The following is a 16,558-nucleotide window of genomic DNA, read 5'->3' on the forward strand; positions in this document are numbered from 1 at the left end:
GTGTTCTTGCTTTGAAGATTCGAGTACAGGAGAAATTCAGGGGAAGCCCTGTTCAGATATAATAGGCGCTTTTTCGTTTTCGACAACTAACATCAATTTAATCAATGGAGGGAAACAATACACATGGCTACGAATTTCGTCATTGAAGGTCTGAAAGCGACGATCGAAGGTAAGGAAATCCTGAAAGGCATCAACCTGGAAATGAAAGGTGGAGAAATCCACGCAATCATGGGGCCAAACGGAACAGGTAAATCCACTCTGGCTTCTGCATTGATGGGTCACCCTAAATATGAAGTAACAGACGGTAAAATTACACTTGATGGTGAAGATGTATTGGATATGGCTGTAGATGAGCGCGCACGTGCAGGTCTCTTCCTGGCTATGCAATACCCAAGTGAAATTGCAGGTGTTACTAACTCCGACTTCTTGCGTAGTGCAATTAACGCACGTCGTGGCGAAGGTAACGAGATCTCCCTGATCAAGTTCATTCGTCAAATGGAAGGTAAAATGAAAGAACTCGACATGAACCCTGAGTTTGCTCACCGTTACCTGAATGAAGGTTTCTCCGGTGGTGAGAAAAAACGTAACGAGATTCTGCAAATGATGCTGCTTGATCCGAAAATCGTAGTACTTGATGAAATTGACTCCGGTCTGGACATCGATGCTTTGAAAATCGTGGCTGATGGTGTGAACGCTATGAAGAGCGAAGACCGTGGCTTCCTGATCATCACTCACTACCAACGTCTGTTGAACTACATTACGCCTGACTATGTTCACGTAATGATGCAAGGTCGTATCGTGAAATCCGGCGGACCTGAATTGGCTCACCGTCTGGAAGCGGAAGGGTATGACTGGGTAAAGGCAGAGCTGGGAATTACAGACGAAACTGTAGGCCAAGAAGCGTAAAGACAAAACGGAGGAGGATTAATTAATGACTACACAAACAATTCTTCCGGTTGAATCTGAAGCGCTTCGCGCCTTGTCGGAAAGCAACAATGAACCCGGCTGGTTGACCGAACAGCGGCTTGAAGCTTTAAAGCTTGCGAGCGGGCTTGCGCTTCCTAAACTGGAAAAACAAAAAATCGAACGCTGGAATGTCAGCGAGTACGGAACATATAAAACAAGTGAAGCTATTTCTTCTTTGACAGAAGTACCTGCTTCTATCAAAGATCTGGTTCAGGATCAAGCTGAAGGCAGTCTGGTTATCCAGCGCAATTCCGGTACGGTATACTCCAAGGTGTCTGCTGATCTGGCAGCAAAAGGAGTTATCTTCACGGATCTGGCTACAGCGGTTCGCGAACATGGCGATCTGGTAAAACAATATCTGAACACAGCAGTGAAAGCGGATGAGCATTCCCTCGCTGCATTGCATGTAGCACTTTGGAATGGCGGGGTCTTCCTGTATGTTCCGAAAAATGTCGAAATCGAAGTACCACTGCAAGCAGTGTTGCTTACGGACGACGCATCTGCAACGTTTGCACCTCACGTGCTTGTAGTTGCAGAAGCAAACAGTTCAGTAACTTATGTTGATAACTATGTATCTGGCGAATTGTCCGCACCTGTTTTCCATAATGGAGTTGTGGAAGTATTCGCAAAATCCGGTGCTAAAGTACGTTTCGCATCGGTTCATCAACTGAGTGTGAATGTAACTGATGTTTCATTCCGTCGTGCAGTGTTGGAGAATGATGCTTCCATCGAGTGGATTGTAGGCGAAATGAACAATGGCGACACAGCGAGCAACACGATGACCGTGCTGAAAGGCAATGGATCAAGTTCTGATTCCAAAGTCATCGCTGTAGGTTCCGGTTCGCAGAAAATCAACTACACCACAGAGGCTCGTCACTTCGGCAAGAATACACCAAGCCAGATGATTACACGTGCAGTTATGCGTGAAGAAGCTTCTGCAATCATCAACGGCATCACGAAGATTGAGAAAGGCGCTACCAAAGCTGATGGACAGCAGACAGAGAAAGTATTGATGCTGAGCCCTAAAGCACGTGGAGACGCCAACCCAATCCTTCTTATTGACGAGGATGATGTAACAGCAGGTCACGCGGCTTCTGTTGGTCAAGTCAATGCCGAGCAGATTCATTACTTGATGTCGCGCGGAATTAACCGTACGGATGCCGAACGCCTGATCATCTATGGCTTCCTGGCTCCGGTGGTGGCGGATATTCCTCTGGAAGCACTGCGCACCCAATTGCAGTCCCTGATTGAGAAGAAGCTGGGACAATGAACCCGTCCATTCGCGAGCAGTTCCCGATCCTCCACCAGGAAATTAACGGACACCCGCTCGTATATTTAGATAGTGCTGCAACTTCACAGAAGCCTCATGCTGTGATTGAAGCAGTCAAACATTATTATGAGTATGAGAACTCCAACGTACACCGTGGTGTTCATACCCTTGGAAGCCGTGCAACGGACGCTTACGAAGGCGCACGTGAGAAGGTAGCCAAGTTTATCAATGCCCGCCGTACACAGGAGATTATCTTTACTCGCGGTACAACGACAGCCCTCAATCTGGTGGCTTCATCGTACGCCCGCGCCAATTGCAAAGAAGGCGATGAAATTGTTATCACGCAAATGGAGCACCATAGTAATCTGATTCCTTGGCAGCAGGTTGCCAAGGAGACAGGTGCAACATTGAAATACATTCCGCTTCAGCCTGACGGTCATATTGAATTGGCTGATGTCGAGAAGACGATTACAAGCAATACTAAAATTGTAGCAATCGCTTATGTATCCAATGTTATGGGTCTGATCCATCCTGTGAAACAAATTGCTGAAATTGCACACCGCAATGGTGCTGTCATCGTTGTTGATGGCGCACAAAGCACACCTCACATGAAGGTGGACGTTCAGGATCTGGACTGTGATTTCTATGCATTATCCGGTCATAAAATGTGCGGACCAACCGGAATCGGTGCACTCTACGGCAAAAAGGCGCTGCTGGAGTCCATGGAACCCATTGAGTTCGGTGGTGAAATGATTGATGATGTGGGTCTGTACGAATCCAACTGGAAAGAGCTTCCCTGGAAGTTCGAAGGTGGAACCCCGATTATCGCAGGTGCGGTAGGGTTGGGAGCTGCCATTGATTTTCTGGAGCAGATTGGTATGGATGAGATCGCACATCATGAGAGTGTGCTGGCAGCTTATGCAACAGAACGACTGGCCGAGATCGATGGGTTAACCATCTATGGCCCAGCCAAGCGGCATGTGGGTGTTGTTACCTTTAATCTGGGGGATGTTCATCCGCATGATGTGGCAACTGTGCTGGATGCGAGTGGCGTAGCCATTCGTGCCGGACACCATTGCTGTCAACCGCTAATGCGCTGGCTTGAAGTTAGCTCAACAGCTCGTGCCAGCTTCTATCTATACAATAACGAACAAGATGTAGATCGGCTTGTCAGCGCCTTAATCCAGACAAAGGAGTATTTTGGCGATGCAACTTGATGATCTGTACAGACGTGTTATAATGGACCACTACAAAAACCCGCGTAACCGCGGAACATTTGATAATGACGCTGTCACGGTGAATTTGAACAATCCAACGTGCGGCGACCGGATTTCACTGCAAATTTTGCTGAAAGACGGAATCGTCCAGGAAGCCAAATATACGGGTGAAGGCTGCTCCATCAGCATGTCCTCTGCATCGATGATGACAGAGGCCGTCAAAGGCAAAACGATGGAACAAGCACTCGATATCGCTAACCGTTTTTCCTCACTGATGAAAGGTGAAGAAGTCGATTTCGACGATTATGAAGATCTCGAAGCCCTATCCGGTGTGAACAAGTTCCCTGCACGCATCAAATGTGCCACTCTGGCCTGGAATGCATTACGCAAAGGGATTGACGAAGAGAACAAAGTACAATAACGATAGGGAGGTAGAGCAAGATGGCTAAAAAAGCACCAGAAATGGAAGAGTACAAATATGGTTTTCGCGACGAGCACAAATCCATCTTTCAAACCGGTAAAGGTCTGACTGCAGAAGTGGTTACCGAAATTTCCAAGATTAAGAATGAACCGGAATGGATGTTGGAATTCCGTTTGAAATCTTTGAAACAATTCGAAAAGATGCCAATGCCAAAATGGGGCGGAGATCTAGACGGATTGGATTTCAATGAAATTCAGTATTATGTGCGTGCTTCGGAGAAACAAGGTAAAACATGGGAGGAAGTTCCTTCCGAAATCAAGGAAACCTTTGATAAATTGGGTATCCCTGAAGCAGAGCAAAAGTTCCTTGCAGGTGTATCGGCTCAGTATGAGTCCGAGGTTGTATACCACAACATGCAAAAGGAATTGGAAGACCAAGGTGTAATCTTCATGGATACGGACACGGCTCTGAGAGAGCATCCGGAAATCCTGCGTGAATATTTTGCAACGGTTATTCCACCAGCAGATAACAAATTTGCTGCATTGAATAGTGCGGTATGGTCCGGAGGAAGCTTCATCTACGTGCCTAAGGGCGTTAAATGTGAAGTACCTCTGCAAGCCTACTTCCGGATTAACTCCGAGAATATGGGACAATTCGAGCGTACACTCATCATTGCGGACGAAGACAGCTTTGTTCACTATGTAGAGGGATGTACAGCTCCAATCTACAGCACGAACTCACTGCACAGTGCGGTTGTTGAGATCATCTGTAAGAAAAATGCTCGTGTTCGTTACACAACGATTCAAAACTGGGCACCAAACATCTACAACCTCGTTACGAAACGTGCGGTTGCTGAAGAAAATGCAACGATGGAATGGGTCGATGGTAACATCGGTTCCAAACTGACGATGAAATATCCAGCGGTTGTACTGAAAGGCCGTGGAGCTAAAGGTTCCGTACTCTCCATCGCTGTAGCTGGTAAAAACCAGCATCAGGATGCAGGTGCGAAAATGATCCACTTGGCTCCGGATACAACATCTACGATTGTATCCAAATCCATCAGTAAACATGGTGGTAAAGTAACGTACCGCGGTTTGGCTTCCTTTGGGCGTCAAGCTGAGGGCGCGAAATCCAACATCAAGTGTGATACACTCATTCTCGATAATGAGTCCACATCAGATACAATTCCTTACAATGAAATCATGAATGATAACATCATGCTGGAGCATGAAGCTACAGTATCCAAAGTGTCTGAGGATCAACTCTTCTACCTGATGAGCCGTGGTCTGACTGATGCAGAAGCAACACAGATGATTATCATGGGCTTCATTGAGCCATTCACGAAGGAATTGCCAATGGAATACGCCGTTGAGATGAATAGATTGATCAAGTTCGAAATGGAAGGTTCCATTGGTTAATCCAATGCAGCGCCTTTCGAAGCCGTAAAGCTGAAGCTAGTTGCTGATGTTAAGCGGTAGATATCGTTTTATGTGATCGAATACCCTCTAGAACAGACTTTCTAAAAAGTCTCTCTAGGGGGTATTTTTATTCAAAAAATCTGGGGATAACAGTGATCAGAAGGTTATTCTGTTATCGGAGTGGCAAGCGGAAATATTCTTTAGTTCAATTTGTATATTTACAAATGAATAGATCAGCGTTATTCTTCCATTAACGAATATTACATATATTTGAATAGATTCTAATATGAGGAGGGGTATGATGCGAAGAAGTATAGTTAAAAAAGGAGCAGCCTTGGTATTGTCTGCTGTTGTTGCCTTTACGAGCTCTCCGTTATTTTTATCAACGGCGAGTGCTGCAGAAGGTGGATCGGTATCGGGTTCATTCAACGTACTTAGTTACAATGTAGGTGGCCTTCCGGAGCTGGTATCCAGTTCCAACCCCAAGGAGTACACCGTTCAGATTTCCCCAAAATTAAATGACTATGACATCATTAATGTGCAAGAGGATTTTAATTATCATAATGAGTTGATATCCCAAGTCACTCTGCCTTATCTGACGACAACAAGCGGAATTGCGGGTTTTGGAAGTGGGTTGAACAGTCTGTCCAAATATCCATTCCGTGACTTGAAACGTATTACCTGGGATAAGCGATCTGGTCTTTTTGACAATGGAAGTGATGAATTGACTCCAAAAGGATTTACAGCAGCTACATATGAGATCACACCTCAGGTGAAAGTGGACGTGTACAACTTGCATGCGGACGCGGGTAGCGATGATAAATCGCTTGAGGCCAGACGAGATAATATCAGACAACTCTCCAATTACATAAAGGAGCACTCGGACGGGAACGCAGTTATCGTATTTGGGGATACCAATACACGGTACACCCGTGTCGCTGACAATATAGAGCTACTCATGTCTGAGAATGGTTTAAGAGATCCGTGGATCGATTTGATTCGAGGTGGGAGTATTCCCGCTGATGGAGAAGCCCTTATGGATGCAAGCAATTTAAATGGACCCAACTATGAGATCGTGGACAAAATTTTGTATCGCGGAAGTAAAGCATTGTCCCTTAATGCACAGAGCTATCGGTTAGAAAATCAAACATTTGTTGACCCGAGTGGGAAGCAACTCTCCGATCATTATCCGATTACAGCGGAATTTGTGTACAGCACATCTTCTCAGTACCAACTAAGTTCAACAATCGGAGGATCTGGAGGAACTGGGTTTAATGATCTGAATCAGATTCCCGATGCCAGACCTAGCTCAGTGGTGCTTAATTCGGGCAACCGTGTAGACGGCATTTCAACGCTGTACAGGGATGGAACGAACCTGGTACATGGTGGTCAATCCAACATTGCCACACTGAACTTGGCAGACGGAGAGTACTTAACCGAGGCAACAATTGGTCAGGGGACACGTAATGGAGATAAACGGATCTTTTACGTGGAGTTGTCCACCAATCTTGGAAATAAAGTTGAAGGCGGACAAAAGACCTCGGATCAAATCAAACTTGAGGCACCAGCGGGGTGGTACATTGCCGGATTTTATGGAAGAGCAGGACAGGAATTGGATCAGCTAGGCGTCATATACAGACCTCTGAATTAGAAGTGAGCAGTGGTTAAAATGAAATAATAATATATACATCTCATAGAGTGTTCATATTAGCACAGCGCCGCTTGGAATATACGTTGGAGAGAGACCATAAGGTTTCCCTAATGATATTCTGAGCGGTATTTTTGTGGAATAAAATAAGACCAATAGCACAAGCCATTTCATAGATTTAAGCATTTAATGATAGAAAAGGATGTGAGTGTATGAGCGTGAACCCTTTCGAGGGATATCGGATTACAAGTTCATTCGGCTATCGAATTCATCCTATTCATGGTGGACAGACATTTCACCGCGGAATTGATCTCGTTACAGAGCCCTGGAATGGCCCCGTCTATGCCTTTATGGAAGGCAGGGTACGTTTTGCTTCCGAAGGAGTTACAGGCTCCGGATTCGGCGGTTACGGGCTTACAGTTGCCCTTCAAGATCATCGTGGCTACTTGCATTGTTATGCTCACCTTTCGCGGATTGCCGTAACCGTTGGGCAACGTGTGAAGCGAGGGCAGCTTATCGGGAATCAGGGAAGCACGGGTCAGAGTACCGGTCCGCATGTACATTATGAGATTCGTAAAACAAGTGCACCATCGTATGGGTACACAGCCAGCGAAGATGGTGTGACGGAACCGGGTGCGTATCTACAGGCTGAATACGGAACTGCATCTCAGGAACAGGAGGCACCGCCGATGACCACTGAGCAGAAGAAAATGTTTGAAGCCATGCAGAAAACGCTGGAGATTCAAGGGGGATGGATTCAGCAACAGGAGCAACTTTCCAATATGGATTGTCCCGCATGGGCGAAGCAAGCATTTGATTATTATCGACCGTTTATTATGAACGACAAAGGCAGTTATGAATTTTGGAGATTACTTGTTATCATGTACCGCAAGGAAAAAGGCATCCAGGTTCATTCGGAGTCCGACATATAGATCCCTGTAAAGAACAGGGAGTAACAAAAGGCTGATCCACTCAGGTAGATGCAGACAGACAACCATTTATCGAATGTTGCCTGTTCGCCCGGTTCATTCCAACGGAAACGTCATATGTTAGGGTATACCTGATGAAGAGGAGGCAATCACATGAGCGAAGTAGGATATGGCTGTGGTGGCAATGTAGGCGGAGTAGGCGGCGTTGGTGGATACAATATGTTCACAAACACTGGTGCAATCTTGGTACTGTTCATTCTGTTGGTTATCATCACAAAAGCATTCTGTGTCTAATCCAACATGATTGAATCGGAATAGACAAAAGGGAAGCCGATTACGGCTTCCCTTTTGTCATACGCCAACCTATAAGTTGGTTATTTCAGTTACTATGGGGTTCTTCGTATACATGCTGTGTACAATGAATAGTTACTGTACATAAATCTCAACGATAGCAATATCTCTTTCTTTCGCTAAATCGATAAAGGCCGTAGAGGTCTGAACGAGTGGTCGGAAATAATCCGCAGGATTATTCATGACAATGAGTCCCGTCTGACCCGTGGTGAGCAGAACCCTTTTACCGATAAAATTAGGCAGCATGTGCTTGATCAGTTCCTGTGTTGCTTCAGCATTTAACTGACCAAAGCTGAGGCTGTACAGCTCACACAGAACAGAGATCAGTTCCTGTTTGGTCTGGTATACCCGATTCGTCGTCATGGCGCTGTAAACGTCTGCTACAGCAGTTATACGGGCATATGGGTGGATCTCGTCTCCTCGCAGTCCATGAGGATAACCACTTCCATCCTCGCGCTCATGATGTTGAAGTGCAACCATTGCCAGAATTTCATCCTGCGTGGATTCTTTAATGATATCGTACCCATAGAATGTGTGTTTCTTCATTTCGTCAAATTCTTTCGTGGTCAATTTACCAGGTTTATGTAAAATCTCAGAAGGAATCTTGGACTTGCCGATATCATGAAGATATCCTGCTTTGGCTACAGTTAGACACTCCTCGGGGTTGTAACCCATCCAGCCGGCGATATAAAAAGCGAGCATTCCGACTTGCAATGAATGGTTGTACGTATAATCGCTATCCCCGTCAAGCATAAGCAACAAGGAGACAACATCTTTTTGTTTTTCCAACTGTTCTGTTAGGGTAAACAAAATCTCATCGACCTGTGTCTCATCAATAAAACCCTTCTCCATCGCTTGTTGAAATAGAGATTCAGTACCTTTGATCGTATCGTTAAACAAATTAGTTAACAGACGGGTTTGATCGGAAGGTAAGGTTTGTGCATCAGAGTGTAGGTCGGATGGTGTGTGTTCTACATCTGCGTACTCGATTCCATGTTGCAACAGTTTGGATAGGTCATCTTCACTGAGGGTGGAACCTTTCATCAGCATGTGGAGACCCGAACTGTTGTATACATCATTTTGTAACAGGTCACCCGGTTTAAGATCAGTAACATGCACTCTCACGTATAAACCACCTTTTCTCGACTAATATCGACACATATAATTATAATAACAAGAAAAAAATGGGTTGACAACGACTTATTTACTATTAACCCACTCTGTCTAAAAAGGTGTAAAGGCTCATTGTTTAGTTCTCCATGGGGTTCCATGGTCCTAATTGATGTCCCTTCCATTCAGATCCATCTTCCCAAATTTCCTTTTTCCAGATCGGAACGGTCTGTTTGAGTCTCTCTATGGCGTAACGGCTTGCATCATAACAGTCGTTGCGATGAGGCGAGGAAACAGCAATGACTACACTAATCTCTGCTACATCCACTTTCCCGATTCGGTGACTGATTGCACATAACACACCAGGCCAGCGATCGGAGATTTCCACACCAATGGCTGCCATCTGAGAAAGAGCCATCGGCACATAGGCCTCGTATTCAAGATGAACGGTGCGCTGTTCACCGGTCATTTCACGAGTTGTACCTACAAAAGTAAGAGCTGCCCCGTGATTCGGGGTAATCACTAGCGCCGTTGTTGCTTCCACGGACAAAGTGGATTCTGTAATTAGAAATAAGCCATCTTCAGTCCGATGCTCTGGAACGGTAGAGCGAAGCTGTTCATCGGATATATCCGTACCATCGCCTCCAGAGACGGGAGGGATCAACGCAAGTTCATCTTCTGAGCTAAGTATAGTATCGGCAGGAGCGTACTGCTGGTTAACTGCCAAAAAGGATGTCCTTATCTGAGAAGCTGCCTCTGGGTAGGCCAGACTCAGTTTTTCTTTTAAATCGGCAGCGGTTGGAATATCTCCAATGTACTCAAACTCCAGAAGGGATGTATTTAAACGTTCTGCAATGCCTGCAAATAGTTGAATTGTCAATTTCATAGATATGACTCACCTCTTTTTGATCTCTAAACCCTATAAATATATCATAACGACGCGGAAAATGTTATGCTTATCCATTAGAAGAATGAACGTTTATTGAAGAGCAGGGGAGGCGGTGTGATGAGCACCAGGGAGAAGCAAACGTTAACGATTCTGCACACCAACGACATCCACAGTCACTTCGGCTCCATGAGTACCATCGCCGCTATGATCAATGAGGAACGTGACCAAGGTGGCAACTTCCTTGTATTGGATATCGGCGATCATATGGACCGAATGGCCGTTGAAACAGAGGGAACACTGGGTACGGCTAATGTTGATGTTATTAACCTGACGGGCTACGATGCCATTACAATCGGTAACAACGAAGGACTAACCTTTACGCCAGATCAGCTCTCACAGTCCTACGCTGGACTTCTGTGTCCTGTGGTATGCAGCAATGTTGTAGAGCAAGATACTGGACTTGCGCCAGTGTGGATGAAACCTTCTCTGATTGTGGAGAAAGGTCCATTTCGCGTTGGTCTGCTGGGGGCAACGGCCCCTTTTACCACGTTTTATGAATTGCTCGGGTGGGATGTTCTGGACCCTGTGGAGTCATTAAAAGCTCAAGTGGAAACATTACGTGATGAAGTGGATGTTGTGGTTATTCTTTCTCATCTGGGGCTTTCGACAGATCGGAGACTGGCGGAGCAGATTACGGGAATTGATGTTATTCTCGGTGGACATACCCATCATGTTCTCGAAGAACCCTTAGTCATTGGTCAGACCGTGCTGGGCGCAGCTGGAAAATTTGGCCAGTGGCTTGGGAAAGTGGTTCTGGAACGAACAAGTGTGGGGGAACCTCTCCAACTGGTAAGTAGCGGTTGTATGGCTGCCAAGAGTATATTACTGGATGATCAGGTCGCGCTGGCAATCGCTACGAATCGTGCGGAGGCTCAAAGAACACTCAATCAGACGGCAGTGATAACGGATCGGGTGCTGCCCATCACGTACGACCGGGAATCCCCGTTTGCTACCTTGCTTGCACAAGCTGTTCGTCATTTCACGGGGGCACAGCTGTCTCTGGTGAATGCAGGTCAGCTTCTCGGAGAGCTTCCACAAGGTAATATTACAAAAGGAATGTTGCATTCCCTATGTCCATCTCCTATAAATGCTTGTACAATATGCTTGAGTGGAAGTCATATTCGTGAAGCACTTGAGCAGTCCTTGTTGGACGAGTTTTCAGGTAAGCCCATTGTGGGATTTGGTTTTCGTGGTCATATTCTAGGCACGTTATGTATGGACGGAATGGAAGTTCAATACAATCCAGATGCGCCAGCCTATGAGAAGATCCAGGCCATATCCATCAATGGGGAGCCTATGGACGAACAATGTGAGTATATCGTTGGGACACTGGACATGTTTACGTTCAATGTGGGGTATCCTCCTCTTGCTCATGGAACCCGTACGCTCTATCATCTTCCGGAATTCATACGCGATTTGCTGGAAACGGAAATAAAACGACCAGGGGCTCTGGACGACAGCCTGCGAGCCCGCTGGCATCAAAGCTAAATTTAAAGTACTTGCCTTCTGCTGAAGCGGCGGCTAGTGGTAATTACATCTACGGAGCGGGAGAGGATAGGCTGTGCGTTTAGTACATATAAACTTATTGCAGCCTGGCATGAAGCTGGGGAAACGTATTTATAGTGAAGAAGGCCTTGTATTACTTAGTGAGGATGTAGAGCTAACCAGTCGATTGATTGGACGCCTTAAGGATCTCGGAGTCGGTTATGTGTATATTAAAGATGCTGCGACAGAGGACATCATTGTTCCTGAAATGTTGCAGGAAGAGACCCGAAGGAAAGCACTGGTCGAGATTAAACAGCAATTTCAGAGCATGTCAGGACTGAAAACCAAAAATCGGATTCCTCATTTCGGTAAAGCGCTTAGTGGTGTGATGAATGCGATTCTGGAAGACATCGGCAGTCAGAAGGAAGCCATGATTATGCTGATGGACATGAACTCCAGTGATTTTGACCTGTATAATCATTCGCTGAATGTATGTGTGTATACACTGGTTCTTGGTGTCGCTTCGGGTTACACACGCCAGCAATTAATGGAGATTGGTCTGGGTGCCTTATTGCATGATATTGGCAAGACACAGATTGCACCAGAAATTCTGCATAAGCCTTCCAGATTAAGTGACGAGGAATTCAAAATCATTCAGCAGCACACTACATATGGACATCGTATTCTCAAAGACGAACCAGGTATACCGCTTCTATCTGCACATTGTGCATTGCAGCACCATGAGCGAATTGATGGCAGTGGATATCCCTTTGGGCTGAAGGATAAAGAGATTCATGAGTATGCCAAGTGGATTGCTCTTGCTGATTCGTATGATGCCATGACAACGAATCGAGTCTACAAGCAAGCCTTGCTGCCACATCAGGCCGTAGAGGTGCTGTATACGGGCTCAGGAACGCTTTATGAACAACGAATGCTGGAGAGATTCAGGGATTGTGTAGCGATCTACCCCGTGGGTCTATCGGTCACGCTCAGTACGGGAGAGGTTGGGGTGGTCGCAGCGATTCATCCACGTGTTCCTCAACGTCCACTTATCCGGGTGCTCAAGGATGCCGACGGCCAGACCTTATCTTCGCCCTACGAAATTAACCTGTCTACAGCACTGTCTGTGATGATCACAGGTGTAGAGGGTGTGGAGGATACACCTTCAGCGGCTCAAAGTGAACGGTTGGAAAGCTGAACAAGCTTAGGAATGATTAGCGCTCATGTCGTAATATCGGGGCCGTTTCGTGATTCGGCCCGGAGTTACCTGAGTGTTTTTTGTCATGTAATGGACAGGGTCTACGTATGCCGGAGCATTCAAAATTGTGCTATGATAAAAGATAACTCCAAAAAGAGAAACACAAGGTATGATGTAAATAAAACTTTTTAGGTTAATAAAAGGAATAAGGTGAAGAACAATGACCATGCTAAACTCAGGATCGGTACAACCGATGCCTTTATCTCCAACGAATGATCCGTGGGATCCGATTGGCTCTCTGCGTACATATGGACGCCATGTGCTGACCAGTGTAGAAATGACCGTGACACATCTGTGCAATATGAGGTGTGAGCATTGCGCCGTGGGAGATATGCTTACGATGCGTGAGGCGCCGGCTCTTCCGCTCCCTCTGATGCTAAAACGATTGGATGAAGTGGAGCATCTGCAGACGATTAGTCTGACGGGTGGCGAGCCAAGCTTTAGCCAGAAAACAGTGGATGAGATGATTATTCCGCTGCTCAAATATGCCAAGGAACGTGGAATTCGTTCCCAGATCAATTCGAATTTAACACTGGATATCAGCCGGTATGAGCAACTTTTACCTTATCTGGACGTTATGCATATCTCATTCAACTACCTGAATGCTGACGATTTCCATCAAGTTGGATTTGCGAATAGTGGCAGACCTGTGAAACGTGAAGTAGCGGTGAAGATGTATGAGAAAATGATTGAAAATTCCCGCAAACTGAGTGAAGCAGGCATGTTTATCTCTGCGGAATCGATGATTAACTTCCGTACGCACGACAAGCTGGATGGTATTCACCAATTGATTCGTGAGATGGGCTGTGTCCGTCATGAAGTGCATCCGATGTATAATTCGAACTTTGCTTCGTCACTGCCGGTCTTATCACTGGATCATATGAGAGCAGCGATTCATCGTTTACTTGATGTGCGTGACAAGGATATGTGGATGCTTTTCGGAACATTGCCGTTCTTCGCATGCAGTGCAGCAGAGCAGGATCGGGAACTGATCAACCGTTTATACAGCGAACCAAATGTGACGGTACGTAATGATCCTGACGGACGCAATCGCGTTAACGTCAACATGTTTACGGGTAATGTGTATGTGACGGATTTTGCTGATATCCCGGCATTTGGCAACATTCGTGATCGTAAACTGGATGATGTGTTCCATGAATGGTCAGCTGAACATCCGTTGAATCAAACGGTCAATTGCCATTGCGATATTGCATCCTGTTGCGGACCAAACCTGCTAGTGGCAGATATGTATTACAAGGGCGTAGATTTCAAATCTAGAAAGGCAATCACACGTTGATATTCCAGGTGTATTCCTGAAATAGATAGAAAAGGGGAGTTTCAACTTGGATATTCATACCGAATTTCATCTTGGACAACTGGTATTTAATCTGCTCTGTGTCTTTTTGCTCGTATTTTTGAATGGCGTATTTGTCGCAGCGGAATTTTCCCTTGTGAAAGTAAGGCAAACGCGCTTAACTCAATTGCAGAGTGAAGGAAACCGTTTGGCTGGTTATGCACTGAAGGTGAATAGTAAACTGGATTCCTATCTATCGGCAACTCAGTTCGGGATTACGCTGACATCACTTGGACTCGGGTGGCTGGGAGAACCGGCTATCTCCGAATTGCTCGTTGAGCCACTCATGTTTAAACTTGGTGTAGGAGATACAGGGCTTATTTCGACCGTGTCGGTCATTATCGGTTTTTGTATCATTACGTTTCTGCATATTGTGCTGGGTGAGCTTGCACCTAAATCGTTAGCCATTCAAAAAACAGACGGTGTGGCATTGTTCTTATCTGCGCCCTTGCTGTTGTTCTACAAAATCTTCTTCCCGTTCATCTGGGTACTGAATGTATCGGCCAATGCATTGCTGCGGCTTGCAGGTATCGAACCTGCCAGTGAAGGAGAAGCTCACTCGGAAGATGAACTTCGAATTCTGATGAAGCAGAGTGCCAAAAGTGGTGTCATCGATAAAGATGAGATCAAACTGATGGACAACATCTTTGATTTCTCCGATATGCTGGCACGTGAAGTGATGCTGCCACGTACAGACATGGATTGTCTGTACACACATATGTCTTTGGAAGAGAACCTGGAGATCATTAATGCAACCAAACATTCCCGGTATCCCGTAGCAGTAGAAGACAAGGATGAGATCATTGGATTCATACACATCACAGATCTGTTGCTGGCTAAACCGGAGCAACAACATGATCTGGCTTCACTCGTCCGTCCAATCTTAAACGTTCCTGAATCCATGGAAATCAGCCATGTGCTGCGTCTGATGCAGAAGAAACATTCTCAGATGACGCTGGTTGTGGATGAATATGGCGGCACAGCTGGATTGCTGACTGCGGAAGAAATTCTGGAAGAGATCGTTGGAGACTTGTATGACGAGTTTGAGGATGAGCGTCCGCATATGGAACGCAGTGGAGATTCCTTTTCCATTGATGGTCGTTCGCTTATTGAAGAAGTTCATAAGTGGACTGGAGCCATCATTGAGGATGAAGAAGTGGATACCATTGGCGGATGGCTTTTTAAAGAGCTTGGAGGTAGTCCAGCCAAGGGCAAAACTCGGGAGCTGAATGGGTACGTTTTTGAAGTGGAAGAATCGACTCGCTTGCGAATTACCCGTGTTCGAGTGTACAAGCAATCTGTCCCTCAAGACATGAATTCGGAAGAAAATCCAGCAGAATAGAACTCGTTGCAGGAGTAAGATAAGACGAGCAAAAGTATGTAATGACGCAGATTACGAAGATCTGCCAGGATATAAGACCTTTGGAAGTTACCTGAAAGGGGAACGAACCGAAGGTCTTTTTTTTATTTTAAATAAGAATTTGGAGAAATTCTGCACATAGTTGAAACGAATTTCGGATTAACTTCGGGGACAGCGTCATATGGATATAGAGACGGGAAGCGGGAAATAACTCAGTGTTATTCAATATGCACCAACGATGTAATAAGGAGGCGTTGTTTTGTGAAAGATCCGCAGCTTCGTGCTTACGCCCCTTTTGTGGGGCCGTTTGATCCTTGTCCGCCAGTAGCAATTCGGACGTATCTGGTACCTCCGCAGTTATTTATTCCATTTCAGCCCATGGGCTGGCCACAGTACAGCCCGGCGGAAGCGTTGAGATTGGGAACCTTATGGCCTGCATTATACAGCCCTTATACACCAGCCAGATCGAAGGGAAGGAAGGTGGAAGTGGATGGAACCTGAAGTGCCGAAACCCTGTGACGCTAAATACTACGAATTGCTTGAAGAACTTCAGGCGCTGGATTTCGTGTTAGTGGAACTGAATCTGTACCTGGACACCCATCCGGGAGACTTCCAAAGCATTGAGCAGTACAACAAGTTCAGCCAGGAGCGAATGAGGGTAGCCCATGAATTTCAGCAGTTGTACGGACCGTTGATGAACTTTGGGCATGCTTTCTCCAAGTATCCTTGGGAATGGTCTCAGACACCCTGGCCATGGCAAGTGTGACACATCAGCCTCAGGCTTCCTTGCAGGACTTTAGGGACAGGAAGCCCGAGGGTTAG

General features: G+C 45.9%; 16 protein-coding genes. 14 read left to right on the forward strand and 2 right to left on the reverse strand.

From position 1 onward, the window contains the following. Positions 1 to 123: 123 nt before the first annotated feature. The 8 genes from sufC to MHH92_RS09245 all read left to right on the forward strand — a co-directional run bounded on the left by sufC (position 124) and on the right by MHH92_RS09245 (position 8,163). Positions 124 to 906 carry a Fe-S cluster assembly ATPase SufC gene (sufC, locus tag MHH92_RS09210; protein WP_036609931.1) on the forward strand — a complete coding sequence of 261 codons (783 nt, stop codon included), beginning with the start codon at positions 124 to 126 and terminating at the stop codon, positions 904 to 906. Between the two features lie 25 nt (positions 907 to 931). Continuing rightward, positions 932 to 2,236, forward strand: a complete 1,305-nt coding sequence (sufD, locus tag MHH92_RS09215) for a Fe-S cluster assembly protein SufD (protein WP_315370735.1) — start codon at positions 932 to 934, stop codon at positions 2,234 to 2,236. Continuing rightward, the gene (locus MHH92_RS09220; protein ID WP_340903357.1) at positions 2,233 to 3,453 is read left to right on the forward strand and encodes a cysteine desulfurase; all 1,221 of its coding nucleotides are present in this window, start codon (positions 2,233 to 2,235) and stop codon (positions 3,451 to 3,453) included. Before sufD ends, MHH92_RS09220 begins: the two co-directional genes overlap by 4 nt. Continuing rightward, positions 3,443 to 3,874: a Fe-S cluster assembly sulfur transfer protein SufU gene (gene sufU, locus MHH92_RS09225; protein WP_017689537.1), complete on the forward strand. Its 432-nt coding sequence runs from the start codon at positions 3,443 to 3,445 to the stop codon at positions 3,872 to 3,874. Before MHH92_RS09220 ends, sufU begins: the two co-directional genes overlap by 11 nt. Before the next feature lie 20 nt (positions 3,875 to 3,894). Beyond that, entirely contained in the window at positions 3,895 to 5,292 is a 1,398-nt protein-coding gene (sufB, locus tag MHH92_RS09230; protein ID WP_036669904.1) for a Fe-S cluster assembly protein SufB, read from the forward strand. Between the two features lie 298 nt (positions 5,293 to 5,590). Continuing rightward, a complete protein-coding gene (locus tag MHH92_RS09235; RefSeq protein ID WP_340903361.1) occupies positions 5,591 to 6,943 on the forward strand; it encodes a jacalin-like lectin in 1,353 nt (450 codons plus the stop codon). 209 nt (positions 6,944 to 7,152) lie between these two features. Next, on the forward strand, positions 7,153 to 7,872 hold the full coding sequence (locus MHH92_RS09240; protein ID WP_340903363.1) for a M23 family metallopeptidase: 720 nt from the start codon (positions 7,153 to 7,155) through the stop codon (positions 7,870 to 7,872). Positions 7,873 to 8,022: 150 nt separating this feature from the next. Further along, the gene (locus MHH92_RS09245; RefSeq protein WP_017689533.1) at positions 8,023 to 8,163 is read left to right on the forward strand and encodes a hypothetical protein; all 141 of its coding nucleotides are present in this window, start codon (positions 8,023 to 8,025) and stop codon (positions 8,161 to 8,163) included. A gap of 132 nt (positions 8,164 to 8,295) precedes the next feature. Here the strand turns inward: MHH92_RS09245 and MHH92_RS09250 are convergent, their stop codons facing one another. Further along, on the reverse strand, positions 8,296 to 9,345 hold the full coding sequence (locus MHH92_RS09250) for an HD-GYP domain-containing protein (RefSeq protein WP_340903367.1): 1,050 nt from the start codon (positions 9,343 to 9,345) through the stop codon (positions 8,296 to 8,298). A 124-nt stretch (positions 9,346 to 9,469) separates the two neighbouring features. Then, positions 9,470 to 10,216: a molybdenum cofactor biosynthesis protein gene (locus tag MHH92_RS09255; RefSeq protein WP_036609923.1), complete on the reverse strand. Its 747-nt coding sequence runs from the start codon at positions 10,214 to 10,216 to the stop codon at positions 9,470 to 9,472. A 120-nt stretch (positions 10,217 to 10,336) separates the two neighbouring features. Between MHH92_RS09255 and MHH92_RS09260 the strand changes: the two genes are divergently transcribed. The 6 genes from MHH92_RS09260 (at position 10,337) to MHH92_RS09285 (ending at position 16,502) form a co-directional block, all read left to right on the forward strand. Continuing rightward, on the forward strand, positions 10,337 to 11,767 hold the full coding sequence (locus MHH92_RS09260) for a bifunctional metallophosphatase/5'-nucleotidase (protein ID WP_340903370.1): 1,431 nt from the start codon (positions 10,337 to 10,339) through the stop codon (positions 11,765 to 11,767). A 73-nt stretch (positions 11,768 to 11,840) separates the two neighbouring features. Continuing rightward, positions 11,841 to 12,962: an HD-GYP domain-containing protein gene (locus MHH92_RS09265; RefSeq protein WP_339188553.1), complete on the forward strand. Its 1,122-nt coding sequence runs from the start codon at positions 11,841 to 11,843 to the stop codon at positions 12,960 to 12,962. A gap of 220 nt (positions 12,963 to 13,182) precedes the next feature. Next, positions 13,183 to 14,319 carry a radical SAM/CxCxxxxC motif protein YfkAB gene (gene yfkAB, locus MHH92_RS09270; RefSeq protein WP_091032604.1) on the forward strand — a complete coding sequence of 379 codons (1,137 nt, stop codon included), beginning with the start codon at positions 13,183 to 13,185 and terminating at the stop codon, positions 14,317 to 14,319. A gap of 46 nt (positions 14,320 to 14,365) precedes the next feature. Beyond that, positions 14,366 to 15,718 carry a hemolysin family protein gene (locus MHH92_RS09275; RefSeq protein WP_339188551.1) on the forward strand — a complete coding sequence of 451 codons (1,353 nt, stop codon included), beginning with the start codon at positions 14,366 to 14,368 and terminating at the stop codon, positions 15,716 to 15,718. A 279-nt stretch (positions 15,719 to 15,997) separates the two neighbouring features. Continuing rightward, positions 15,998 to 16,237 carry a spore coat associated protein CotJA gene (locus MHH92_RS09280; protein ID WP_036609912.1) on the forward strand — a complete coding sequence of 80 codons (240 nt, stop codon included), beginning with the start codon at positions 15,998 to 16,000 and terminating at the stop codon, positions 16,235 to 16,237. Further along, positions 16,227 to 16,502, forward strand: coding sequence for a spore coat protein CotJB (locus MHH92_RS09285; protein ID WP_036609910.1), 276 nt, complete (start codon positions 16,227 to 16,229; stop codon positions 16,500 to 16,502). The genes MHH92_RS09280 and MHH92_RS09285 overlap by 11 nt, the downstream gene beginning before the upstream one ends. The last annotated feature ends 56 nt before the right edge of the window (positions 16,503 to 16,558 follow it).

The organism is Paenibacillus sp. FSL M7-1414 (assembly GCF_038003195.1).
In the GTDB taxonomy this organism is placed as follows: Bacteria; Bacillota; Bacilli; order Paenibacillales; family Paenibacillaceae; genus Paenibacillus; species Paenibacillus amylolyticus.